The following is a 23,079-nucleotide window of genomic DNA, read 5'->3' on the forward strand; positions in this document are numbered from 1 at the left end:
GTTATGCGCTTACCTTTGCGTTGCTTTTGCGCAAAAGCATATCTCAAAAAGGGGTGCCCCAAAATGACGGGCTGAGATCATACCCTAAAACCTGATCTGGGTAATGCCAGCGGAGGGAAGTTACAATGCGAAAATTTACATCTTGGTTTTTGGCCCTAGCAACGGGAGTGTTGCTTTGCGTGCCTGCACTCGCCCAACTTAGCGTTTCGGGCAAAATCGTTGACGCGGAAGACGGAAAACCTTTGCCAGGAGCTACGGTTCGGGCAGGAAGTTTTAGGGGAACGGTAACAAACGAAAAAGGCGAGTTCTCTCTCAAAGATTTACCTAAAGACACTGATTTATTGGAGGTTTCGTACGTTGGCTATGAAGCTAATTTTATCAAAGTTCAGGACGTTGACAAAGTGATTAAACTGCAACGTAGCACTTTCAACGCAGACGAAGTCGTCATCAGTGCGACTCGTGCCAACGCGAAATCGGCAGTGGCTTTTACAAATGTTGGCAAACTTGAACTCAGCAAACAAAACCTCGGGCAAGACCTGCCTATTTTGCTCAACTTCACGCCGTCGCTTGTCACTACTTCCGACGCAGGTGCGGGAGTTGGCTACACAGGAATGCGCATCAGAGGAACGGATGCAACGCGTATTAACGTGACTATCAACGGAATTCCGTACAATGATGCCGAAAGTCAAGGGACATTTTGGGTCAACATGCCCGACTTTGGCTCGTCGGTAAGTAGCGTACAAATCCAGCGCGGTGTGGGAACATCCACCAACGGGGCTGCCGCTTTTGGGGCCACCGTCAACGTCAACACCAACGAATTTAGAAAAGAAGCCTACGCCGAAATCAACAACTCGGCGGGTTCGTTTAACACCTTCAAGCATACCGTATTGGCAGGAACGGGTCTTATCAACAACCATTTTACGATAGATGCTCGTTTGTCGAAAATCACCTCCGATGGCTTTATCGACCGCGCCAAATCCGACTTGAAATCGTTTTACTTGTCGGGGGCTTATTTTGGTAAAAAGAGTTCTGTCCGTTTCAATGTTTTTTCAGGGCGAGAAATCACCTACCAAGCGTGGGAAGGAACTCCCGAAGCCCGCCTTAAAGGCGATCGCGAAGGGATTTTGGCCTACATCGACCGCAACGGCCTTAACGACCGCGACGCCCAAAATTTGCTTAATTCCAACAGCCGTACGTACAATTTGTACCTCTACGACAACCAAGTGGACAACTACCAACAAGATCACTATCAGTTGATTTCGTCGCATACACTTTCTAAAAACTGGACATTTAACCTCAATGGTTTTATGGTGAAAGGACACGGTTTTTATGAGCAATTCCGTGACAACGATAAACTGAGCAACTATAAATTACCCAACGTTGTGGTAGGAGGTCAAACCATTAGTCGGAGCGATTTGGTACGTCGTCGTTGGTTGGACAACTCATTTTACGGAACAACCTTTTCATTGGATTACAACAGTTTCAAAAAGCTTACCGCCAACATCGGTGGAGGTTGGAACCAATACGACGGCAACCACTTTGGAGAAGTTATTTGGGCACGCTACGCCAGTACCAGCGCCATTCGTCAGCGTTACTATGAAAACGTTGGGCTAAAAACGGACTTTAACTTGTACGGAAAAGTATATTACCAACTTACCGACAAACTCAACGTATTTGGCGATGCCCAACTACGCACGATTGGCTATTTTGTAAAAGGAGACGATAACCAGCGTCGTCAGCAAAATCACGACGTTAATTACAACTTCTTTAACCCTAAAGCAGGCTTGACATACCAAGTATCGGAAAGCAGCACAGCTTTTGCTTCGTTTAGCATTGCCCACCGCGAACCCAACCGCGATGACTTTACCGAGTCAACACAACAAATCCAACCCAAACCTGAGACGTTGCAAGATTTGGAACTAGGCTATCGTTTTCAGAAAGGTCGGGTAGCGGGCTCGATTGGCGGGTACTACATGAATTACAAGAACCAATTGGTGGTTTCTGGACAATTGAACGACGTGGGTAATCCCATCAAAATCAACGTTCCCGAAAGTTACCGCGCAGGGATTGAGCTAGAAGCAGGCGCTCAACTTCACAAGCAATGGAAATGGAACCTAAACGCGACATTTAGCCGCAACAAAATCAAGAATTTCACTGAATACGTCATCAACTACGATGACGAAAACGGCGGCTATCAAGTAACGAATCACGGCAACTCAACCATCGCTTTCTCGCCCAACGTCGTGGTAGGAAGTCAGTTGGTCTTTACACCTGCCAAAAATCTTGAATTGGCGTTGTTAAGCAAATATGTAGGCAAGCAGTACCTCGACAACACCTCTAACGAGGCTCGTCGATTGGAAGCATACTTTACCAACGATTTGCGTTTGGTATATCGCATCAAGCCTAAATGGCTCAACGAAATCACGATAAGTGCGTTGGCCAACAACGTTTTAAATGAATTGTACGAATCAAACGGCTACACCTATAGCTACGTCTATGGTGGACAAACTACCACTGAGAACTTCTACTATCCACAAGCTGGACGCAACTTCTTAGTGAGTTTGGGGTTGAAGTTTTAGGAACTAAGTAGGCTTACCTAGAGCAATTTTAAGATTCGTTTAAATTCTTTGAATGATACAATAGGAACAGGCGGGAATAAATCTTTTACTTTCAGAAGATTACGTATGTGTCTATCATCTGAAACAAGATAATCAGCATTTACCCCGATGGCACAATCTACAAACTTGTTGTCATCGGGGTCTTGCTCGACTAATTGCCATTTATAAGAGGGTTCATATCGTAAATGATTCGCAGAAGTTAAAAGTGAGCTCATAACAAAATCTGCGGTAATACTACTAAACTTCTCACCCACCTGCTCAGTATATTCTTCAATAATTTCATTACTTAAAACCCAAATAAACTTCTCTGACATGAATGCGTGGTAAAGCCATTTATTACGTCCTTTAGAGGGAATTGCTGCCAAAAAGCCATTCGTATCTACAACCACTTTCATGATTTATTTCTCAGGTTTTTAAGCGCATCAGTACGACTTTTTTCATTTAACTCACTGATTTCTTCATCGAGCTGAGCGATTGTTTTCCCTTTGGCTTTCATAGCCTTATCAGCTTCTTGTTCAGCCTTTTGAAAAAAATACTGGGTAAGTACATTTCGTACATTTACTAATTCTTCCTCTGGCAAGTCTCTCTCGAATAATTGAAGCAACATTGCTTGCCCATTAGTTAATTTGCGCGGGTTGGATGCTTGTACCATAGTTTATTTTTTAACAAAAATACAATTTCTTACAAAGAAGTTTCCTTCATCCATTCAACAAAAAACTCCATCTGCCCAAACCTACGCTTCATCGGGAAAGGATTAGAGAGTTCTTTCTGGTGCTGTACCTTTGAATCATCAAAACAGCCAGAAAACACAAACTCGTTAATCATCTAAACTATAAACATCCTTACAACCATGAACACTAACATGACTTCTGCCAATCAAAACAACTACGATGAATTTTTGATGAAAGCTGCTCGCCGTCGGGTAGGTTTCCAGACGCACGCGTTTGTTTACCTTATTGTAAACACCTTTATTTCAGCTCTTTGTTTATTTTCTGACGGTAAGCTTCCCATAGAGCTATGGCTATCGTGGGGATTGGGCTTAGCCGTTCACGGCATCGTTGCCTACTTTTCATTCGACGCCAAAAAAGCGACTGAGCGGGAGTACGAGAAACTGCTTAAAGAGAAGAAAATGGACTAACTAACGTGGGTCGGGTAGTGTGGGCGGGTTGCTCACAACCCGCCCCTCGCAGCCTGGGGTTGTGAGCAACCCCAGGCACATATTTAGCAACCCCGACCACTTATTTTAAGCTTCTCCTAAGAAAGGATAGCGGTAGTCGATAGGCGACACAAAGGTTTCTTTAATCGTACGAGGCGATACCCAACGCAACAAGTTGAGAATAGAACCTGCTTTGTCGTTAGTGCCTGACGCTCTCGCTCCACCAAACGGCTGTTGCCCCACTACGGCACCCGTTGGCTTATCATTGATGTAAAAATTACCTGCGGCATTTACCAATTTCTTGCTGGCCAACTCAATCGCATAGCGGTCTTGGGCAAAAATAGAACCCGTCAACGCGTACGGCGACGTAGCATCTACCAATGCCAATGTTTCTTCAAATTTCTCTGGCTCATAGACATAAATGGTCAACACGGGGCCAAAGATTTCTTCGCACATCGTCGTGTAGTTCGGGTCAGTGGTTAGAAGTACCGTAGGTTCGACAAAATACCCCTTCGATTTATCACAATTGCCGCCCGCAATGACCGTTACCCGAGGGTCGTTTTTGGCATTAGCAATGTAAGTGGCAATTTTATCAAATGATTTTTCGTCAATTACGGCATTCACAAAATTGGAGAAATCTTCGGTTCCGCCCATTTTTATCGTGGCAAGGTCTTCTACCATGTAGTTTTTGATGCTTTCCCACAGATTTGAAGGCAAATACGCCCGCGACGCAGCCGAACATTTTTGGCCTTGGTACTCAAACGCTCCACGCACCAATCCTACTGTCACTGCCTTGGCATCAGCCGACGAATGGGCTACCACAAAGTCTTTTCCTCCCGTTTCGCCCACAATTCTTGGAAACGATTTGTAACGCGGGAGGTTATCGCCAATGGTTTTCCAAATGTGCTGAAACACTTTTGTACTTCCCGTAAAGTGGATTCCTGCAAAATCGGGGTGACTAAAAATCACATCGCCCGCCACGGGGCCATCCACGTAAATGAGGTTGATGACGCCGTCGGGGATACCTGCTTCTTTGAATACTTTCATCAAAACATTGGCCGCATATACTTGCGTCAAGGCGGGTTTCCACACGCACACGTTGCCCATCAATGCGGCCGACGTAGGTAAGTTTCCAGCAATCGCCGTAAAGTTGAACGGAGTCAACGCAAACACAAAGCCTTCGAGTGGACGGTGTTCTAGGCGATTCCAGATGCCATCCGACGACTGTGGTTGTTCTTTATAAATTTGAGAAGCGTAATAAACGTTAAAGCGAAGAAAATCAATCATTTCGCAGGCCGAATCAATCTCGGCTTGGTACGCATTTTTTGATTGTCCAAGCATGGTTGCCGCGTTGATTTCCGCGCGGTAAGGGCCTGCCAACAAATCTGCCGCTTTTAAGAAAATACTGGCACGGTGTTCCCAGCTCAAGTTGGCCCATTTTTCGCGCGCACCCAAAGCAGCCTCAATCGCCTTTTGCACGTGCGACGCATCACCCAACGAATAATACCCTAAAACATGTTGGTGGTCGTGAGGGGGAGTTACGGCGTATTTTTCATCCGTCATAATTTCCTCACTTCCAATGTACATCGGAATATCAATTTGCTTGCTCCGCGCATCTGCCAAAGCCGCTTTTAAGGCTGCTTTTTCGGGCGAATTGGGCGCATACGACTTTATAGGTTCGTTTTTGGGGGCTGGTACATTAAAAAATCCAGTAGCCATGATTCTATTTGGTTTGAAGTTTTTTATAAAAGTCCATGGTCAATAGTTAATAATTTCCCTACCCTATTAACTATCGACCATGGATTATCGACTGTCAACTACATTTACTTCCACGTAAGTCCCATGTTTTGGAACATAAACGCGTACGTATCGGCAGTAGTTTCAAGCGCCTTTTTGGTGTTACTTGCCCCGTGACCGCTGTTCACATCCACCCGAATCAATAACGGATTGGTGCTGCTTTTTCCCGCTTTTTCTTGCAATTCGGCGGCGTACTTAAACGAGTGAGCGGGTACTACTCGGTCGTCGTGGTCGGCAGTAGTTACAAGCGTGGCAGGATAATTCACTCCTGTTTTGATGTTGTGCAAAGGTGAATACGCATACAACGCTTTGAATTCTTCGGCATTGTCGCTGCTGCCATAATCGGCAATCCAGTTCCAACCAATGGTAAACTTATGGAAACGGAGCATGTCCATTACTCCCACCGCAGGAAACGCCACTTTGCACAAGTCGGGGCGTTGGTTAATGACAGCCCCTACCAGCAATCCCCCGTTAGAACCACCTTGAAGCGCCAAACGCGCCGAAGAAGTATATTTTTCTTTGATAAGAAACTCAGCCGCCGCGATGAAATCATCGAATACGTTTTGCTTTTTGAGTTTCATTCCTTGCTTGTGCCATTCTTCACCGTATTCGCTTCCTCCGCGTAAGTTGGCTTGGGCATACACTCCACCTTGATCCAAAAACGGCATTCGCGTTGGGCTAAATGAAGGCGTCAAGCTAATGTTAAAACCGCCATAACCGTACAAAACCGTAGGGTTAGTACCGTCCAATTTCAATCCTTTTTTGTAGGTGATAAACATTGGCACTTTGGTGCCGTCTTTACTGGTATAAAATACTTGTTTTGTTTCGTAGTCGGTAGGTTTGAAACTCACCTCTGGCTCGCGGAACACCGTGCTTTTCTTGGTGGCGATGTCGTAACGGAAAATCGTAGGAGGATAATTAAACGAAGTGTAGGTATAAAACACAAACTTATCGTCGTCTTCGCCCCCAAAACCACCTGCCGAACCTAGTCCTGGCAACGGAACTTCGTTTTCCAATTGGCCTTTCATGTTATAGACATACACACGCGTCGTCACATCTTTTGAATAAAGTGCAAACAACTTACCACCTGCCGTACCAACACCCGTCAATGGTTCAGGTTTTTCGGGCAAAAACGGTTTCCACGTTTTAGTAGCGGTTTCGTAGAGCATTACTTTTTCGTTGGGGGCATTTTCGTTGGTATTAATCAAAAATCCACCTGCCACGTTGTCAACCACACTGTAACTAAAATTAGTAATCTCGCTCACAATCGGCGTAAACTCCTTTTGGCCTTTGGCACGATAAAACAACGCATTTCCGTCTTTTCCTTTTCCACGATCTGAGAGATTTAAGAAGGCAAATTGCTCATCTTCACTCACATACACCCCGTGAAAACGCTGTAAGTTTACTTTGTCTTCATAAACCAGTTCATCGGCAGCTTGTGCGGTTCCTACTTTGTGATAAAACACTTGGTGGTTTTCATTTTTGGCCGCCAAAGCGCTTCCTTCAGGCTTGGGATAACGGCTGTAGTAGAAGCCATCGCCCTGCCAAGAAGCCCCCGATACTTTTACCCATTCAATCTTATCAGAAAGCATTTGGAGGGTTTTCATGTCCATGATTTGGTATTCTTGCCAATCTGAGCCTCCTTTTGAGAAGCCACAAACGGCATAATTTCCATTTTTGGATAAATTAAAAACCGTCAAGCGCGTCGTACCATCGGCTGAAAGCTTGTTGGGATCCATGACCAATTCAGGCGTTCCATTAAGCCCTTTTTGGCGATACAACACCGACTGATTTTGCAAACCGTCGTTTTTGTAGAAATAAAAATACTCGCCTTTTTTGCGGGGTGCCGAATACTTAGGGTAATTATAGGCTTTTTCTAAATCACTGAATATCTTTCCTTTGAACGGAATTTTATTCAAATACGCAAACGTCACCTCGTTTTGGGCTTTGACCCACGCGCCTGTTTCGGCCGAGCGGTCGTCTTCGAGCCAGCGGTAGGCGTCGGCTACTTTAGTACCGTGGTATTCATCCACGTGATCTACTTTGCGGGTGGTTGGGTATATCATTTGAGCAGAAGCTGTGGCGGACAATAACGCCAAGACTAGAAAGGATTTGGACATGGGTGACTGTTAGGTTTTTAATTAGTGTTGACGAAACGAAAGTGTCGAACAAAAATAGAAAATGTCGCCCGCTTGTTAGCAGACGACATCAAAAAATCTTGCTTTGACAACTTTTTATTTCAATTTATCCGCTACTGCGTCCGAAAAGTAAACGAAAAATGAATGGTGATTTCGTCCTCAACCTTTACAAAGAGCAACGACGGCCGCTCAACCTTAAACTCCGATAGCTTTACGGGAAAAGCTCCCTCTACCCGAATCGTATTTCCTTCAGTGTAGGTTTTTGTCGTGATGCTCATCGGTTTGGTCACGCCATGAAAGTTGAGACTTCCATTGATGATTAAATTCGATTCATTTCGCGAGAGCTGGGCGCTGGTAAAATTGATTTTAGGGTACGTCAGTGCTTCCAGCGCTTCCAAGGCGTGCGAGTCGCGGTTGGTATTTCGACTGTCGAACGCCATTACTTTGGCACTAATGGCGACAGTTTCGAGTTTCGCCTCGTCTTCGTCGTACGTCACCACGCAGTCCACTTCGCGGCATACAGCCTTCCACGAGTGTAATGGATGTTTTCCTTCGTAGCTAATCCATGAGCTAGCTTTATTACTGAATAATTTACGTTTGAGTGTTTTAGGTCCAAAGGCAAAACCCGACAGCACGGCCATGGCTGCCAAGGCATAAAATATGATCTTTTTCATACTAATTTACATGGTTAGGAGAGATACAATAAAACCAATCAGCGGAACTGAAAAACCAGAATACTGGCTGTGAAAGCTCCCACGGTAGTGTAGGCCACCGCGCGGTGATAGGGTTTTAGCTCAGGATTTTTGGAAATTTGGTGGCCTAGGACGTTGGTACCTATCATGCCCAATAAATGCACCATGGCCAACATTCGATGCACTTTGGCGCTACTAAACCCTTTTCGATGGACGATAGCCGAAGGAGCAGTAAGCGCCATCGTTGCCGTGAGAGTATAACCAATATTCACGCCTTTGGCAAGGGCGCGGTGGGTAGCACGGAGGTCGTCACTGTAGTTTTTGTACATTTTTCCTCCTACCACTCCTTGTGCCACCATCCCCGCAAAGGTCAGCAAACCCGCCGCTTGGTGGATATTAAACATAGTCCGTCGGATTTTAAATTCTTGCTGGCGATTTTGGCGGTTGAGCGGCATCCAGTGACGCATCAAACCATGATGTCCCCAAAGCATTTTTTGGGTAAAAATCATTTTTTGCGGAAGTAGAACAGGAGATTGTAAGCTGTCTTTGATGTCCACCAACAGCGTGTCGGTCAGACTTAGTTGGGCGTAGGCGCTGCTCGTCAGGCACAGCAGTGCCAGAAGTAACACTTTTCTCATAAGTTTTCAATTAAGTAGGGTAGTAAAATATATGTAGCTACATCTACGTAAAAGAGAGCGTTATGGATGCGTCAATACAAAAAAAGCCGCACTTTCGGTGCGGCTTAACGAATGTTTCTTTCAAATCCTAAGGAGATACCAAGGCGTAGTTGTTGATTGTTCCGCCCGTTTTTTGGCTGGCAGTCGTGCGAGTAAGTACCAATTCTGTTTCAGAAGCAGAATTAATCGTAAACTGAATCGTGCCCGAAGTCCCTGTAGGTTGAGGCGTCAAACTTTTGAGTGTCAGGGTATTTCCAGCTGCGCTTTCTTGTACTTCCCACTGCCCTGTAAAAGTATTTCCGTCAAATTCTTTGTAGGTTGCTGCCGTTGGGCTGCTCAAATCCAAGCGGAAGTTGACATAGCCTGCTTTCGCATTACTAGCTCCTCCTTTGGTATAAACTGTCGTAGAACCTTCTTTTACGGTCTGAGCGCTCCACACTCTTCCGATGATTTCACTAAGGGGTTTGGCACTAGGTTTACACCCCGACATCAGGAAAATTCCTACCACTACAGCTCCTACGAATGTACAAATGCGTGTCATGTTTTCTTTGCTATGTGTTAAAACAACATTGTCTTTCTACCTCAATACATACAAAACCTAAGCCAAAGCTTAAATATTGCGCTCGAATATCAGTTTTTTTTGAAAAATCTGCAAGTTTTTGCGGTAAAAGCTACGTTTAACCGCCTATTTTGAACGTCAGACGGTAGTCAGACGTCATTGGTTCAGCTATTGGTCGCTCTTTATTTTCGGTTTCGGTCTGACTATCGTCTGACCTATTTGCAACGTCAGACGGTAGTCAGACGTCGTTGGTTCAGCTATTGGTCGCTCTTTATTTTCAGTTTCGGTCTGACTATCGTCTGACCCATTTGCAACGTCAGACGGTAGTCAGACGTCGTTGGTTCGACTAGTAGTCGCTCTTTATTTTCGGTTTCGGTCTGACTATCGTCTGACCTATTTGCAACGTCAGACGGTAGTCAGACGTCGTTGGTTCGGCTATTGGTCGCTCTTTATTTTCGGTTTCGGTCTGACTATCGTCTGACCTATTTGCAACGTCAGACGGTAGTCAGACGTCGTTGGTTCGACTAGTAGTCGCTCTTTATTTTCGGTTTCGGTCTGACTACCGTCTGACCTGGGTTTTAATCAAGACGTAAACCACAGCGCTAGGGTTGTAATCTCTTCAAAAAATAAATTACGGTATTCTCAGAGACTGCCAACTCACCATTTGCCACCCCGCTTTGTTTTTTACATACACGTCCGTAAATCGAAAGCGTGTGTTGAGCTGTTGGCCATTGCTCAGCACTTTTGCCGCACACATACCCGTGATAACAGCAGTCTTACCATAAACACGCACCTTCAAATCTTCAGGTACCATTTCTTGATAGGTAAGTTTTCCGTCTTTGATGGATTGTACAAACGACGTTTTGGTATCAATCAGCCCATTAGAATGACAATAATATAAATCTTCGGCGAGTACTTTGTCGAGATAAGCGTAGTCTTTGCTTACCAGCGCAGCAAAACGATCTTTTTCAATGGTAGCAACGGCAGTTTCGGTCGAAGTTTGCGACCAAACCACGTAGCTTTTACATACCCAAAGCGTCAGTAGGGCTGCAATTAGGGTAAAACGAGAGATGGTTTTCATAAGAGATGGTTTATAAATTTTTCTTTTTTAATTCTGCAACGGCATGATTTGCGGCTCGCGCCGTGAAGGCCATAAACGTCAACGAGGGATTTTGCGTACTAATCGAAGTCATCGCAGCACCGTCGGTCACAAACACGTTTTTGCAAGCATGAAGCTGATTCCACTTGTTCACGAGTGACGTCTTGGGATCGGCGCCCATTCGGATACCGCCCATTTCGTGGATATCTAATCCAGGCGACTGTTTGGTATCAATCGTCCGAATGTTTTTGCAACCTGCTTTGGTTAGCATTTCAACGTTGGTTTCCCAAAAATGTTTCAGCATTTTCTCATCGTTATCATCGTAGCCAATCGACGTAATTAACTGCGGAATACCGTATTTATCTTTTTTATCCTGACTCAAACGCACGTGGTTTTCGTACTTGGGAATGGTTTCGGCCTGAATCTGCACAGACAAATGCCAAGGGCCAGGTTTTGCATTGGCCTCTTTCCAAGCTGCCCCAAAACCCTCTTCGCCAGCGGCGCTTCCCCAGCCTCCCCTTGCTGCACTCATCGCTACCAAGTAACCCCGCAAAAAGTCGGTTTCTTGTTTGTGCACATTCTGATACCTCGGCATAAAACCCGACGTGGGTCGGCGACCGAAATAGTATTTATCTTCAAAACCGTCGATGTCGGCATACACATGGCCTCGGTAATTATGAAAAGCTACATGGTGCCCCAACATACCGTTGTCGTTGCCAAGTCCATTGGAAAAACGATTTGAAGTAGAATTCAACAAGATTTGATTTGAGGCCAAACACGACGCATTTAAAAAAATAATTTTTGCGTAATACTCAATGGTTTCGAGCGTGTTAGCATCTACAATCCTCACCCCTTTTGCCTTTCCTGCTTTTTCATCATAAATAATAGAATGCACGACCGAATGCGGACGAATGGTCAGTTTACCCGTTTTGCGAGCAGCAGGCAACGTGGCCGACTGCGAACTAAAATACGCCCCAAACGGACAGCCACGGTAGCACAAATGCCGCGCTTGGCACTGCCCCCGCCCCAAGGCCGTATGCCAAGGTTGCGGTTTGGTCAAATGCGCACATCGACCGATGATCAAATGACGGTCGGTATAATGTTTTTTGAACGACTGCTGCAGGTGTTTCTCTACGCAATTGAGCTCCCACGGAGGCAAAAACTCGCCGTCGGGCAACCCTTCTAACCCATCTTTATTTCCTGAAATTCCCGCAAAACGCTCTACGTAGCTGTACCAAGGCGCGAGCTCGTCGTAAGTGACAGGCCAGGGCACCGCAAAGCCGTCGCGAGCGGGGCCTTCAAAATCGTATTTAGCCCAGCGCTGCACCTGTCGCGCCCACAGCAGCGACTTGCCTCCTACCTGATACGCCCGAATCCAATCAAACGGTTTTTCTTGGATGTAAGGTTGTTCGTCATCTTTGGTAAAAAACTGTTGCGTAGCTTCATCTAGTGCATAACAGCGGCTTACAATCGGATTTTTTTCTCGAAACGACGGAGGCAGCCGATTGTGATGCGGCAACTCCCACGGGTTTTTCATGGCCGTGGGATAATCGGTCACGTGGTCAACGTTGCGCCCTCGGTCGAGCACCAACGTACGCAACCCCTTTTCGCACAATTCTTTGGCCGCCCAGCCCCCCGAAATGCCCGACCCAATCACGATGGCATCGTACTGATTTGCCTGCTTGGCATCAATGTTGAAGTACATAATGTATTTTAAAAAACCGTTTTACTGTTCCTCTTTGTTTGCCAAATGTGCATAATCGTTGACTACTGTCAGCAAAAATGTACGGTATTCTAACGGAGACGTTATTTCCAAAACTTCGGCTACTTTTTCAGCAGTCCGTTCCAGCAATTCATCGTTTGATGTACGCAACACCTGACGAATGGTTTCGATGTCGGTATCTTTGAGTTGGTTGGCAGTGGTATAGGTCACCAAGTAGTCGTCAGGAAGGTTTTGGTACACCACCTGACTAAGGGTAACGCGCTTGGTGGTTTTGACGACGGTTGTTCCCGCCGCAATGTCCCCAATTCGTTGTCCTTTTCCGTTGGCTGCAATCGTAATAATGGCCACCAATGGCGTCAAGATTTCGGTATCGACCAATATCAACAACCATCGCAAGAGGTACGCCCCCAACGTGGGAGGGCTTCCGTCAAGCAACACGACCCTGATTCGCATGGCGCGTTTACCGAGGGTTTGACCATTCAAAAAATATTCTGTTAAAATGGGGTACAGCATGATTGGCAAAACAACGATTACAATCATCACAAATGTACTTGTGCCGCTCCCCCTGCCTATTGCACCGTAGGCGACTATCCAAGCAATCACCCAACCAATGTAAATAAGGCGGTCGATAAGGTTGGCAGCGATACGTTCACCAATGCTCGCAGGCTCATACTCTAAATCGACATTTTGGGAGGTTTGGATTCTGACAGACATATTTTTATAAAGAGTGTGTAAACAATTAGCGAATGAGTGAGGAGTTTTTCCTAACTTTTGCGCAAAATAGAAAAATCAGGCAGTTAGTTACTACTTCATTTGCGCATTTTTCATGAAAGAAGCCGTATTTGTAAAACGTAATACCGAAAAGTGGCAAGCGTACGAATCGACGCCCACCCACGACCCCGACCAACTCACCGAACGGTTTATCGAACTGACCGACGACCTTTCGTACGCTCGGACGTTTTACCCCAAGGCAAACGTAACGCGTTACCTCAACGGTATCACGGCCCAGTTTCACCAAAAACTTTATTCCAACCGCCGCGAAGACCGCAACCGTGTTGCTCGTTTTTGGCGCGAAGAGCTGCCACTGCTCATGTACGAATCGCGGTTTAAGCTCTTGTATTCGTTTGTGTTTTTCATGGGTGCTTGCGTGTTGGGTTGGGTGTCGGCGGCCAACGATGACACCTTCGTTCGACTTATTTTGGGCGATGCTTACGTCAATCAAACCCTCGAAAACATCAACAATGGTGACCCATTGGCCATTTATGGCCATACGGGCCAAGTGAGTATGTTTTTACAAATTACGTTTAACAACATTCGGGTTTCCTTCGTAGCTTTTGTATTAGGCATTGTTTACTCGTTTGGTACCGTTGTCATTTTGTTCAAAAATGGGGTCATGCTTGGTGCTTTTCAGTTCTTTTTCTTTGAACGTGGACTACTTATCACCTCCGTACTAAAAATTTGGATTCACGGGACACTCGAAATCTCGGCCATTGTAATTGCAGGAGCGGCAGGCTTGGTGATGGGGCACAGTTTGTTGTTTCCACGCACCTACAGCCGACTCGAATCTTTCAAGCAAGGTGCAAAAAAAGGGGTAAAAATCGTCATTGGTCTGGTACCTATTTTTGTCACCGCAGGCTTTCTCGAAAGTTTTGTCACACGCCTCACCTTGCCCGCTTTTGTTAGCGGAAGCATTATTTTAGTTTCGGCCGTATTTATTGTTTGGTATTTTGTAATTTATCCTCGACAACTCTCTCAACACAAATGAAACCACCTGTTATCCTTCTCCAACAACGCGATTTTGGGCAAAAAATCAACGCAACGTTCGACTTTGTTGTTCAAAACTTCAAACCATTGGCCATTAGCCTTTTATACATCGCAGGCCCTCTTTCGCTGGTGGGTGGTTTTTTTATGGGCTCTTACCAATCGGGTATCTTAGAAATGCAAAAAAGCGTACTCGAAAGTGGCTCTTCTTCTTTTGATGGTATCTATCAAATGGTAGGAACCGTGTTTTTGTTGAGCTTCTTTTTGATTTTGGCCAACATTATTTCATCTCTCGTCATTGGGGCTTATTTTTTGGAATACGAAGCTGGAAATCGAAACATCACACCCGAAATCGTCTGGAATCGTTTGAAAGGCTATATCGGCAAAGCGCTCATTTTCAACTTTGTGATGGGTATCGCCGTTGTAGCGGGCATCGTGTTTTTCTTACTTCCTGGCATTTATCTGGGCGTCACGCTTTCGCTCATGACCATGATATTGATGCGCGAAAATCTCGATTTGGGTGATACTTTCCGTCGCTGTTTTTACCTCATCAAAGATAAATGGTGGTCCACGTTTGGACTTCTCTTTGTGATGGGCATTGTGTCATCCATCATTGGCTACGCTTTCCAAATTCCGACTCTTATCCTGACAATCATGAGTTCGTTGCAGGTTAAGCTGGCAAACACCGAAGTATTGATGACCATTAGCGGGGTCATTGCCACCGTAGGAGGTGGACTGGTACGATCATTGGTACTAATCGCCATCGTATTTCAATACTATAATTTAGTCGAGCGCCGCGAAGGCTCAGGCATCCTCGACGCCATCGACAATATCGGCAAAACAGACACTCCCCGCACCGATTTACGCGAAGAAGAGTTTTAAATGCTTGTGCAGAGTCTTGTCATTACTGACGAACGACCCGACGCAGCAGTTTAAAAAGTTCGATAATGCCAAGCAACTGGCCTGTCATGCAGGTGTTCTCACCTTTGAAATTAACTAAAGCCCACAAGGGCATTAAAGCAACTCTGTCTAGTTGTGTCATGTCTGCCATGAGACACAATGCTCATTTTAAGGCGTATTATAAACGTAAACTTAAGTAAAAAAAAGCCAGAGCGCCGATGCTATAAATTTACTATCTTCAACGCCATAACAAGCTGGTTAGACTTATTTTTTTCTTTAAAAATATGACGAAAATTATACATACTTTCTTGTTTGAATCATAGAATTCCTGTGCGGTGGAAGGTTAGAAAGCACGGAGCTGACAAACGCTGTACCGCACCAGCGGCCTAGTTGGCATAAACTACATCTGGCTATTAATGAGACCACTAATGACATCTGCGCCATTGAAAAGCCTTTTTTATAATTAATTTAAAATATTGTTAGTTCTTCTGATTGAATATTAATGACCAATCAATTAAGTTTGTATTGTCGATAAGCTATTCTTCTTGGCAAAAATGAGGAAAACTGAAATTTTCTTACATTTAAAATTGAACGATTATGAAAAAGCTACCTTCTTTGCAAATCATTTTAGTACTATCTTTCTGGGGAATATGGGCATGTTCCAATGTGACTTTTCAACCTGAACTACCAAAAGATTTAAACAATCAATCTGTCCCCTCTACCCCTTCTCCTGTTACCAGTGGGAATCGTTATAACATAAGTGATTGGTTTACTCCTTTTGGCAATCCGTCAGCGCAAATCAATAAAAATCCCGTCATTTCACTTACTTTGCCTCAACCAAAACAAAAGGCTGATTTATCATTTTTACGTTCAGGCAATAATGGTGAAGAGCCCAGTTATATTGCTCTGGGTGGTTCATTAACAATGGGCTATCGTGATGGCGGTCTTCATCGAGCAGGTCAATTAACTGCCTATCCCAATCTAATTGCCCGGCAAATGGGATTGACTAAATTTCGTTCCCCGCTTTTTGGAGAAAATGAAGCTAACGGCACCGGTTACATGGTCTATACAGGTAAAGATGGAATACCAGAGTGGCAATATGTGACTAATAATAGGGCGATTGTCACTGAGAACCCATTAGTGCTTTCTGCCTACGAAGGAGGAGAAGTCAATAATTTAGGCGCACCAGATGCTGGTTTTGGGATGCATAAAACCTATTATGCAGAGAGTGTTTGGCAAACAGCATATAATGCTTTTGACGCTCGTCTTCGTTCAGAAGCTGAAAGAAAAAGTCAAAGTTTATTTACTTATACAAAATCAAAACATCCGGCATTATTGACAGTAGAAAAAGAAATCGAACGCATCATGGTTTCAGCACTCAGTGCTAATAATGTTAATGTTGGATTAGGACTTATTACTGGTGGGGAACACTATGGACAGAGGCAAATTCTTACATTTATGAAGGAAGAAAATATTAAAGGTGTCGTTTTTCTAATACCGACCAAGCTGTTGGATTTGCCCTATTTTAGATTGGTGACCTTAAAATCCATTAAGGAAAAGACCGGAGTAAGCCGAGTTATGGTATATAGTGATATAAGAGGAGGAGATCGTGAGTTAGCCGATGATAATACTATATTCTTACCTAGAGGTTCTGTATTAAATTTATTAAAAGGGCCTAAGCAACCCGGAGGAACAGTAGAAGTAGGAGATACAGAATCGTTTACAAAATTTGAATTAGCGAATTTTTTGGAGGTAGAACGGTTTAATGCAACTTTACGTAAAGATGCGGAAAACTATGGTATCCCAGTAGTTGATTTGGACTCTATTTACAAAAAGGTACTGGCAGGTCAATATGTATCAGAAGATGGTTTTAGGATTGACCCTTCTTTTCCAAATGGTAACTTCTTTTCGCAAGATGGCATTTATCCATCAGCCATTGGACAGGCAGTAATTGCGAATGAAGTGATTAAAGTACTGAATACTGCATATAAATCAAATATTGCATTAATCCACTTAGGCAATTTTGCCGCTTCGCTATAACATGGCTTCCCTTTGTAGGTTAAGCTTACAAAGGGAAGCCAACATAGCCATACAACAAAGCCGTTTGCCAGTATAAACAAGCTTGCCTTTTGCCCCATACAAACTTGCTTATTGCACACTTGCCCCTCGCCAATTTCACTTATCGTCTAGTGCTTGATAAATCATTAAATCAAACTTGCGGTCGAGTTCGCCACCCATGCTGGTAGGCCACATTTGCTTCATTAATACGGCACAAATTTTCTCTTTGGGATCGGCAAAATAATGCGTACTGAAGGCCCCGCCCCAGCTAAATGTGCCGACGCTGCTGTAAATATCGTTGGCGCGCCCTGCTTCATTAATCACACTGAAACCTAAGCTGAAATAATTACGAGGGTCGGGAAATAGCGTACCACTTTGGTTGGTATTGGTGAATAGTTCTACTCCTCGGCGACTCAATAAGCGCTTGCCGTTATAAGTGCCTCCATTGAGCAACATTTGCAAGAAAACCGCGTAGTCGTAAGCCGTGCTGGTCAACCCGCCTCCGCCTGAAAAATACGACTTAGCTCCTTTGATGGGGTAGTCGGGGTCGCTTCCAAGGTTATCGAGGGAGCCTTTAACAAGGGTTTTCTCTTTGGTTTCGGAATAAATCGGAACCAAGCGGTCTTTTTTGGCATCGGGCAAATAAAAATGCGTGTCTTTCATACCCAATGGTTCAAAAATGTGCTTTTGAAAATACTGTTCTAACGTTTCTCCCGAAACCACTTCTACCAAGTACCCCAACACGTCGGAGCTGAGGCCGTAGGTCCATTTTTCACCTGGCTGATGCGTGAGAGGTAGCTTGGCTAATTTTTTGATGTTTTCGCCAATGGTCAGTTTTTTGGTCGTAAAGGCATCCACAATTCCCGCCTTTGAATACACGGCCTTGATGCGGTCGTCGCTCCCGATGGCGTTGTAATTAATCCCCGACATGTGCGACAATAAATGCCGAACCGAAATTTCGCGTTTGGCAGGAACAGTCGTGAAGGTGCTGTCTTTGGGGTTAAATTGATCCATAACGACGGGCTTGGCAAACTCAGGAATGTATTTGCTGATGGGGTCGTCGAGCATGATTTTGCCTTCTTCATGGAGCATCATCACCGCCAGCGACGTGATGGCCTTGGTCATGGACGCGATGCGGTACATGGCATCTTTGCTCAAAGGCTTGTTGGCATCGAGGTCAGCTTTCCCAAAGGCTTTGTGGTAAACGATTTTTCCGTCTCTAACCACAATCGCTGCCACGCCAGGAAATGCTCCTTTGTCGATGTATGACTGCAAAACGCCATCGATGCGATTGAGGCGTTCGCTGTACATCCCAACGGTTTCGGGGGCAGCGGCAGTCAGTAAAGGTGGTTTTTGTTGGGTGCCTGTTTGGGCAAATACCGTTACGGTCGTCAACGCCACAAACGCCGACGTCCGAAAAAAAGTCAGAAGGTTCATATGATTGGTTAAGGTTTGATAGTCAGTAAAGTTATACAGCTATTAAGTCATTTGCAAACTCCTTAAAGGACTTAATTTGGTATTGGCTTTGCACCAAACGATTAAGAGCTCGGTAGGTAGGTGAAGACAAGTTTTTGAAGATATCCGCCAATTGTTCCGTGGAACGCACATCGTTTTGAGGTGCGAGTTCAATCAAATGTCGGTCGTTTTGGTATTGGTGAATAAAACCGTACAAACTCAAGCCGTCGGTGGAGGTATAGCCAAAGTCGAGCATAAACGAAGGTGTATCGGTAAAACAAGCCTCCAAGCCCATAGTGGTTCCCATGTGAAAAAAGGCGTCGGCATTAGCGATTTTCTCAAATTTCTCCAAAATATGACTGTCTTTGACCGACAAATCCAACGTTCGGAAACCATCGTCCATCACCACGTTGGGCAGGCTGCGCAGCGGTGCGTATAATTCCCAATTGCCCTGCACAGGATACGGCCGAACCACCAGCTTCAAATCAGGGCGAGCTTGTTGCAGGGTTTCGGCCACTTGTTTGACCACACTCACTTCGTCCCGAACAAGGTCCACGACGCCAATCGCACAGCCGACATAGACATAAGGAAAATCGTACGTACGGGGCAACTGAGCCGCTACCTGGCGGTATTCGTCGATGTAGGCAAACTGACTGGCTCCTACCACGCTTGCCCGCGAGGACGATACGTGTTGTAGATGAATCAAATCTTCGCGGATGCGCTCGTTCCAACACACGTAGGTCGCGCGCGACGAAAAACAGGTATGTTTACAAGCGTGGTCCCAGCTATAGACATAGACCTTCACAGGATGATTTTCGTGAACCAAGCGCGCCATCAAAAAATCGTCGGCAATGGCCGTAAAACACACAAACTGGTCGATGCCCGTGAGGTCGGTTTGGGCTCGGTACTGAAGTCGGTTCAGGTAAAAATCGTAGGAAATGATTTTGGGCAACCGACGTACCCACGCCAAAATTTGGTGATTTTTTTTCAGCACGGCAGCGTCCGTAGCAAGCGATGCTTTAAAAAGCTCCATCAAAAAGAAATTGTGACGGCTTTCGGGGATTTGTCGGAAAAGGATGTAGAGTTTTATCCAAAGGCTATTCCACCAGCCTCCCTTTTTTTCATTGATAAGTCGAAACTTCACGCCCGCAGGCAAGTGACGTAAAATCTCCTCTTTGTTCTCAGGACGACCAAAGATGGTAACTTCGTGTTGTTGGGCAACTTCCGTAATAACTCGCCGCACATCGTTGCGGAAATCAAAAAAAGAAACGACAAATCCGATTTTCATGGGTAATGTTGGTGATACGGACCTCCAGTCCGTAAATATCACCGCAATAAAAGTATAAATTACTCATACCCCCAAACACCTTCCATCAAGAAAAATTTGGCACATTATTACTGTTGTGTTAGTTTTACATTCAAACAGTCATCAAACGTATGAAAAAAATAGCCTTCGCCTTCCTATGCTTCGTAACCGTAGCCGCCAACGCTCAAACCATCTTTCAGGCCCAAGAAGTCGATAAAGCCGCTACTCCGCAAGGGGGTATCCCACTGTTTCAGGAATACATCAAGGCCAATTTACAAGTGCCATTTGCTACGCGCGTAGCGGGGATAAAAGGGCGCGTATTTCTGAGCGGGGTAATAGAACCCGACGGAAGTGTGTCGGAGTTAAAAGTGACTAGAGGACTTCAACCCCAAGCCGATCAAGAAGCATTGCGGGTAGTGGGTTTATACCGCGCGTGGCAGCCAGCTGTAAAAGACAGTAAACCCGTACGACAAGCGTTTAATTACTCGGTCGTTTTTCCCGATAACCCTATCACCAATTACGACAGCACTTCGCACAGCTTGGTTGATTATTTCAACGACAAATTTCAATATACCCAAGAACCAAAGGAATACCACTTCCGCCGCTTGATTCCTGTCGATAACAACGGGGTAGTAGCTGCGGACGTAGTTTTTGAAGAATTCAAGAAAAAAGAGTGGAAACCGTACATGTCGGCAACGTATTCCAAAAAGCCGATGATGTACAAAGTTGAAAACGGAAATAAGATTGATTCGTTGCCTGCGTACCGTATTACCGCTCGCGACCAAAACTGGAATTCGTACGTGCCCGAAGTGATAGTTCAAACCAATGGGCAACTGCTTTCGACAACAGAGTACCAAGGGGGAGGTTTTCAAGAAGTAAGTCATGTACACTATTACCCCAGCGGAATATTGAAAGAACAACTAATGGCAGATGGCGCTAACCAAATGTTGGTACTCTGGCATGACAATGGCCAAATTGCGGAAGTGATTCAACGCGAACGTCCTCAAGCAATGGCGCAAACGGAAGAACGAATCGTGGGCCTCTGGGCAAGAACAGGACAGCAACACGTCAAAGATGGCAACGGCTGGGCGGTAAAACAAGAGAACGAAGTGACGAGTCAGGGGCAGTTAGTCAATGGCAAAAAAGAAGGAAGATGGGTTTCAAAACTGGCCGATAGTACGCTATACATTGACGAATTTTACTCTGCAGGGGTGTTGACCAAAGGCACAATTTATGACAAAGGCGAGGTACGAACATATACGGAAGCTCGCAAAAATCCTCAATTTAAAGGAGGGGTTCCTGCTTTGGGTCAGTTTTTATCCCAAAACCTACGCTACCCCGCAGAAGCGTCTCGTAGAAATGTCTCGGGAAAAGTATATCTAACGTTTGTCGTTTGTGAAGATGGTTCTTTGTGTGATTACGAAATACTAAAAGGCATCGGAAGCGGCTGCGACGAAGAAGCGCTACGGATAGTGAAACAAATGAGTGGTAAATGGGAACCAGGCGTGTATCGTGGCAAAAAAGTACGGGTCCAGTATAATTTACCCATATCCTTCATGTTACGCTAAGTAATAACCCATTTGCAGTTACCATTGCTCAGTAAATAATTGCATTATTTTACCCACCGAAAAAGGATTTCATGAAGCCATTAATCAGCGAACATCTGCGGCTCTCAATCTGCGCCAATCGGCGGGTAAAACGTTAAACAAACTTAGCTAACACGCTATTTATGAGGTCAACCGATAATCAGAGTCGGGTAAAACGTTTTCGACCACCCGAATTACAGGCATTTGTTATCAACTGGCCGTTTTCTAGTTCCAAATACCACGTATCACAAGCCAAGCACAGCACCAATGCACACGAAGGATTAGGGGCAAGTTTTTTTTTCGGTTCGACGGTAAATTTTTTGCCCTGATATACCAAGTAGCTTGGAACGCAGCAAGCAGGCAAGCTATTGGCATCAAGAATGACTCCATCGTAGCGGATTTCAAATACGGTGGCATCTTTGGGGGCTATTGGCTCCCATTGTTTTGCATCGTCCCCTTGCTTTACGGCATTGAGCATCCATTTGCCAACTACAGGTTTTATTTCGTCAGGAGCGAGACGCTTTTCATCACACGACCATGCTATCACCATCACTAAAAAAAGCAGTAACCCTTTCGCTTTCATCGATTCATTTATTTGCTATTCAACACTTTATATTTTTCAAATCTTGACGTACCGAACCCGTGCTAATCCATTACAATAACTGATCGTTAGTACGTTGTCTTGCAAATCCATGTTCCATGTTTCACAATAAACACAATTAATCAAAGCGCACATCGGGTTGTCTGGAACTGTTTCTTTGGGGACAATGCTAAATTTTTTGCCGTTTATAGTAAGATACAGCGGGCCACAGCACGTAGATAAACCTTTTGAATCAAGAACGACACCATCATAGCGGATTTCAAATTGGTGTTGACCGCTTTGGGTAACATATTCCCATTCCTTTTTGTCGGCTCGCTCAATGGCAGTCACTCGCCATTTTCCCACCAATGGCTGTATTTCTTCGGGCGTAAGCTGTTTTTCTTTGCACGAAAAAACACCCAAAACAAGAAAGAAAACCCAAACAACATTTTTCATCAGTTTCACAATTTTTTATTTGAGCCATCTACGACAATTAAACAGAACAATACGCTAATAATCAGAGTCGGGTAAAACGGTTTCGCCCACCCGAATTACAGGCATTTGTTATCAACTGGCCGTTTTCTAGTTCCAAATACCACGTATCACAAGCCATGCACAACACCAACGCGCACGAGGGATTAGGGGCAAGTTTTTCTTTGGGTTCAATGGTAAACTTGTTGCCCTGATATACCAAGTAGCTTGGAACGCAGCAAGCAGGCAAGCCGTTGGCATCCAGAATAACCCCGTCGTAGCGAATTTCAAATACATAGCCATCTTTAGAAGCTACAGACTCCCATTTTCTTACATCTCCCGCTGGCTCAATAGCATCGAGTTTCCATTTTCCCACCAACGGCTGTATTTCTTCGGGCGTAAGCTGTTTTTCTTTGCACGAAAAAACACCCAAAACAAGAAAGAAAACCCAAACAACATTTTTCATCAGTTTCACAATTTTTTAACCGATGACGCCTAAACAA

The 23,079-nt window shown here is 44.9% G+C and carries 22 protein-coding genes and 1 riboswitch; of the genes, 6 read left to right on the forward strand and 16 right to left on the reverse strand.

Annotation, left to right across the window (positions count from 1 at the left end; translation table 11 throughout):
- The first annotated feature begins 39 nt into the window (after positions 1-39).
- A riboswitch (TPP riboswitch) is annotated at positions 40-135 on the forward strand.
- Positions 126-2,579: a TonB-dependent receptor gene (locus tag AC23N5_RS06370; protein WP_487754911.1), complete on the forward strand. Its 2,454-nt coding sequence runs from the start codon at positions 126-128 to the stop codon at positions 2,577-2,579. Its footprint overlaps the riboswitch before it by 10 nt.
- A 17-nt stretch (positions 2,580-2,596) precedes the next feature.
- Here AC23N5_RS06370 and AC23N5_RS06375 read toward each other — a convergent pair whose 3' ends face one another.
- Together AC23N5_RS06375 and AC23N5_RS06380 are read right to left on the reverse strand one after the other, a co-directional pair.
- Positions 2,597-3,013: a putative toxin-antitoxin system toxin component, PIN family gene (locus AC23N5_RS06375; RefSeq protein ID WP_487754912.1), complete on the reverse strand. Its 417-nt coding sequence runs from the start codon at positions 3,011-3,013 to the stop codon at positions 2,597-2,599.
- Positions 3,010-3,270 (reverse strand): hypothetical protein, encoded by a 261-nt coding sequence (locus AC23N5_RS06380; protein ID WP_487754913.1) that lies wholly within the window; start codon positions 3,268-3,270, stop codon positions 3,010-3,012. The genes AC23N5_RS06375 and AC23N5_RS06380 overlap by 4 nt, the downstream gene beginning before the upstream one ends.
- A gap of 198 nt (positions 3,271-3,468) precedes the next feature.
- Between AC23N5_RS06380 and AC23N5_RS06385 the strand changes: the two genes are divergently transcribed.
- Positions 3,469-3,756 carry a 2TM domain-containing protein gene (locus AC23N5_RS06385; RefSeq protein WP_487754914.1) on the forward strand — a complete coding sequence of 96 codons (288 nt, stop codon included), beginning with the start codon at positions 3,469-3,471 and terminating at the stop codon, positions 3,754-3,756.
- Positions 3,757-3,861: 105 nt separating this feature from the next.
- Here AC23N5_RS06385 and pruA read toward each other — a convergent pair whose 3' ends face one another.
- The 8 genes from pruA to AC23N5_RS06425 all read right to left on the reverse strand — a co-directional run bounded on the left by pruA (position 3,862) and on the right by AC23N5_RS06425 (position 13,173).
- Entirely contained in the window at positions 3,862-5,493 is a 1,632-nt protein-coding gene (gene pruA, locus AC23N5_RS06390; RefSeq protein ID WP_487754915.1) for an L-glutamate gamma-semialdehyde dehydrogenase, read from the reverse strand.
- 104 nt (positions 5,494-5,597) lie between these two features.
- The gene (locus AC23N5_RS06395) at positions 5,598-7,691 is read right to left on the reverse strand and encodes a prolyl oligopeptidase family serine peptidase (protein WP_487754916.1); all 2,094 of its coding nucleotides are present in this window, start codon (positions 7,689-7,691) and stop codon (positions 5,598-5,600) included.
- A gap of 131 nt (positions 7,692-7,822) precedes the next feature.
- The gene (locus AC23N5_RS06400; RefSeq protein WP_183974222.1) at positions 7,823-8,383 is read right to left on the reverse strand and encodes a YceI family protein; all 561 of its coding nucleotides are present in this window, start codon (positions 8,381-8,383) and stop codon (positions 7,823-7,825) included.
- Between the two features lie 38 nt (positions 8,384-8,421).
- A complete protein-coding gene (locus tag AC23N5_RS06405; RefSeq protein WP_183974224.1) occupies positions 8,422-9,039 on the reverse strand; it encodes a hypothetical protein in 618 nt (205 codons plus the stop codon).
- A 127-nt stretch (positions 9,040-9,166) separates the two neighbouring features.
- Positions 9,167-9,619 carry a hypothetical protein gene (locus tag AC23N5_RS06410; protein ID WP_487754917.1) on the reverse strand — a complete coding sequence of 151 codons (453 nt, stop codon included), beginning with the start codon at positions 9,617-9,619 and terminating at the stop codon, positions 9,167-9,169.
- 649 nt (positions 9,620-10,268) lie between these two features.
- Positions 10,269-10,718, reverse strand: a complete 450-nt coding sequence (locus AC23N5_RS06415; RefSeq protein ID WP_183974228.1) for a nuclear transport factor 2 family protein — start codon at positions 10,716-10,718, stop codon at positions 10,269-10,271.
- A 10-nt stretch (positions 10,719-10,728) separates the two neighbouring features.
- Positions 10,729-12,441 carry a GMC oxidoreductase gene (locus AC23N5_RS06420; protein WP_487754918.1) on the reverse strand — a complete coding sequence of 571 codons (1,713 nt, stop codon included), beginning with the start codon at positions 12,439-12,441 and terminating at the stop codon, positions 10,729-10,731.
- A gap of 21 nt (positions 12,442-12,462) precedes the next feature.
- Complete coding sequence (locus AC23N5_RS06425; RefSeq protein ID WP_487754919.1) at positions 12,463-13,173, reverse strand: RDD family protein; 711 nt, start codon at positions 13,171-13,173, stop codon at positions 12,463-12,465.
- Positions 13,174-13,285: 112 nt separating this feature from the next.
- On the opposite strand from AC23N5_RS06425, the gene AC23N5_RS06430 reads away from it, so the two are divergent.
- Both AC23N5_RS06430 and AC23N5_RS06435 read left to right on the forward strand, forming a co-directional pair.
- The gene (locus AC23N5_RS06430) at positions 13,286-14,224 is read left to right on the forward strand and encodes a stage II sporulation protein M (protein WP_487754920.1); all 939 of its coding nucleotides are present in this window, start codon (positions 13,286-13,288) and stop codon (positions 14,222-14,224) included.
- Positions 14,221-15,102 carry a YciC family protein gene (locus AC23N5_RS06435; RefSeq protein WP_487754921.1) on the forward strand — a complete coding sequence of 294 codons (882 nt, stop codon included), beginning with the start codon at positions 14,221-14,223 and terminating at the stop codon, positions 15,100-15,102. The genes AC23N5_RS06430 and AC23N5_RS06435 overlap by 4 nt, the downstream gene beginning before the upstream one ends.
- Positions 15,103-15,124: 22 nt before the next feature.
- On the opposite strand, the gene AC23N5_RS06440 is transcribed toward AC23N5_RS06435, so the two are convergent.
- Entirely contained in the window at positions 15,125-15,271 is a 147-nt protein-coding gene (locus tag AC23N5_RS06440; protein WP_487754922.1) for a hypothetical protein, read from the reverse strand.
- A gap of 446 nt (positions 15,272-15,717) precedes the next feature.
- Between AC23N5_RS06440 and AC23N5_RS06445 the strand changes: the two genes are divergently transcribed.
- Entirely contained in the window at positions 15,718-17,160 is a 1,443-nt protein-coding gene (locus AC23N5_RS06445; RefSeq protein WP_487754923.1) for a hypothetical protein, read from the forward strand.
- 135 nt (positions 17,161-17,295) lie between these two features.
- On the opposite strand, the gene AC23N5_RS06450 is transcribed toward AC23N5_RS06445, so the two are convergent.
- The gene (locus AC23N5_RS06450; RefSeq protein ID WP_183974238.1) at positions 17,296-18,615 is read right to left on the reverse strand and encodes a serine hydrolase domain-containing protein; all 1,320 of its coding nucleotides are present in this window, start codon (positions 18,613-18,615) and stop codon (positions 17,296-17,298) included.
- Positions 18,616-18,646: 31 nt separating this feature from the next.
- Positions 18,647-19,921, reverse strand: a complete 1,275-nt coding sequence (locus AC23N5_RS06455) for a hypothetical protein (RefSeq protein ID WP_487754924.1) — start codon at positions 19,919-19,921, stop codon at positions 18,647-18,649.
- Between the two features lie 149 nt (positions 19,922-20,070).
- Here AC23N5_RS06455 and AC23N5_RS06460 point away from each other — a divergent pair, with 149 nt between their 5' ends.
- Positions 20,071-21,507: an energy transducer TonB gene (locus AC23N5_RS06460; protein WP_487754925.1), complete on the forward strand. Its 1,437-nt coding sequence runs from the start codon at positions 20,071-20,073 to the stop codon at positions 21,505-21,507.
- Positions 21,508-21,685: 178 nt separating this feature from the next.
- Here AC23N5_RS06460 and AC23N5_RS06465 read toward each other — a convergent pair whose 3' ends face one another.
- The 3 genes from AC23N5_RS06465 to AC23N5_RS06475 all read right to left on the reverse strand — a co-directional run bounded on the left by AC23N5_RS06465 (position 21,686) and on the right by AC23N5_RS06475 (position 23,042).
- The gene (locus AC23N5_RS06465; protein ID WP_487754926.1) at positions 21,686-22,108 is read right to left on the reverse strand and encodes a hypothetical protein; all 423 of its coding nucleotides are present in this window, start codon (positions 22,106-22,108) and stop codon (positions 21,686-21,688) included.
- 36 nt (positions 22,109-22,144) lie between these two features.
- The gene (locus AC23N5_RS06470) at positions 22,145-22,561 is read right to left on the reverse strand and encodes a hypothetical protein (RefSeq protein WP_183974246.1); all 417 of its coding nucleotides are present in this window, start codon (positions 22,559-22,561) and stop codon (positions 22,145-22,147) included.
- Between the two features lie 61 nt (positions 22,562-22,622).
- A complete protein-coding gene (locus AC23N5_RS06475; protein WP_487754927.1) occupies positions 22,623-23,042 on the reverse strand; it encodes a hypothetical protein in 420 nt (139 codons plus the stop codon).
- Positions 23,043-23,079 lie beyond the last annotated feature (37 nt).

The sequence above is a fragment of the Runella sp. R5_40 genome (genome assembly GCF_057652295.1).

Excerpts from the sequence above, each read along its gene's own strand:
- AC23N5_RS06445 (WP_487754923.1), top strand. The coding sequence starts at position 15,718 with ATGAAAAAGCTACCTTCTTTGCAAATCATTTTAGTACTATCTTTCTGG.
- AC23N5_RS06440 (WP_487754922.1), bottom strand. The coding sequence starts at position 15,271 with ATGGCAGACATGACACAACTAGACAGAGTTGCTTTAATGCCCTTGTGG.
- AC23N5_RS06410 (WP_487754917.1), bottom strand. The coding sequence starts at position 9,619 with ATGACACGCATTTGTACATTCGTAGGAGCTGTAGTGGTAGGAATTTTC.
- AC23N5_RS06450 (WP_183974238.1), bottom strand. The coding sequence starts at position 18,615 with ATGAACCTTCTGACTTTTTTTCGGACGTCGGCGTTTGTGGCGTTGACG.
- AC23N5_RS06380 (WP_487754913.1), bottom strand. The coding sequence starts at position 3,270 with ATGGTACAAGCATCCAACCCGCGCAAATTAACTAATGGGCAAGCAATG.
- AC23N5_RS06405 (WP_183974224.1), bottom strand. The coding sequence starts at position 9,039 with ATGAGAAAAGTGTTACTTCTGGCACTGCTGTGCCTGACGAGCAGCGCC.
- AC23N5_RS06475 (WP_487754927.1), bottom strand. The coding sequence starts at position 23,042 with ATGAAAAATGTTGTTTGGGTTTTCTTTCTTGTTTTGGGTGTTTTTTCG.
- AC23N5_RS06415 (WP_183974228.1), bottom strand. The coding sequence starts at position 10,718 with ATGAAAACCATCTCTCGTTTTACCCTAATTGCAGCCCTACTGACGCTT.
- AC23N5_RS06385 (WP_487754914.1), top strand. The coding sequence starts at position 3,469 with ATGAACACTAACATGACTTCTGCCAATCAAAACAACTACGATGAATTT.
- AC23N5_RS06460 (WP_487754925.1), top strand. The coding sequence starts at position 20,071 with ATGAAAAAAATAGCCTTCGCCTTCCTATGCTTCGTAACCGTAGCCGCC.
- AC23N5_RS06465 (WP_487754926.1), bottom strand. The coding sequence starts at position 22,108 with ATGAAAGCGAAAGGGTTACTGCTTTTTTTAGTGATGGTGATAGCATGG.
- AC23N5_RS06430 (WP_487754920.1), top strand. The coding sequence starts at position 13,286 with ATGAAAGAAGCCGTATTTGTAAAACGTAATACCGAAAAGTGGCAAGCG.
- AC23N5_RS06370 (WP_487754911.1), top strand. The coding sequence starts at position 126 with ATGCGAAAATTTACATCTTGGTTTTTGGCCCTAGCAACGGGAGTGTTG.
- AC23N5_RS06400 (WP_183974222.1), bottom strand. The coding sequence starts at position 8,383 with ATGAAAAAGATCATATTTTATGCCTTGGCAGCCATGGCCGTGCTGTCG.
- AC23N5_RS06375 (WP_487754912.1), bottom strand. The coding sequence starts at position 3,013 with ATGAAAGTGGTTGTAGATACGAATGGCTTTTTGGCAGCAATTCCCTCT.
- AC23N5_RS06470 (WP_183974246.1), bottom strand. The coding sequence starts at position 22,561 with ATGAAAAATGTTGTTTGGGTTTTCTTTCTTGTTTTGGGTGTTTTTTCG.
- pruA (WP_487754915.1), bottom strand. The coding sequence starts at position 5,493 with ATGGCTACTGGATTTTTTAATGTACCAGCCCCCAAAAACGAACCTATA.
- AC23N5_RS06435 (WP_487754921.1), top strand. The coding sequence starts at position 14,221 with ATGAAACCACCTGTTATCCTTCTCCAACAACGCGATTTTGGGCAAAAA.
- AC23N5_RS06395 (WP_487754916.1), bottom strand. The coding sequence starts at position 7,691 with ATGTCCAAATCCTTTCTAGTCTTGGCGTTATTGTCCGCCACAGCTTCT.
- AC23N5_RS06425 (WP_487754919.1), bottom strand. The coding sequence starts at position 13,173 with ATGTCTGTCAGAATCCAAACCTCCCAAAATGTCGATTTAGAGTATGAG.
- AC23N5_RS06420 (WP_487754918.1), bottom strand. The coding sequence starts at position 12,441 with ATGTACTTCAACATTGATGCCAAGCAGGCAAATCAGTACGATGCCATC.
- AC23N5_RS06455 (WP_487754924.1), bottom strand. The coding sequence starts at position 19,921 with ATGAAAATCGGATTTGTCGTTTCTTTTTTTGATTTCCGCAACGATGTG.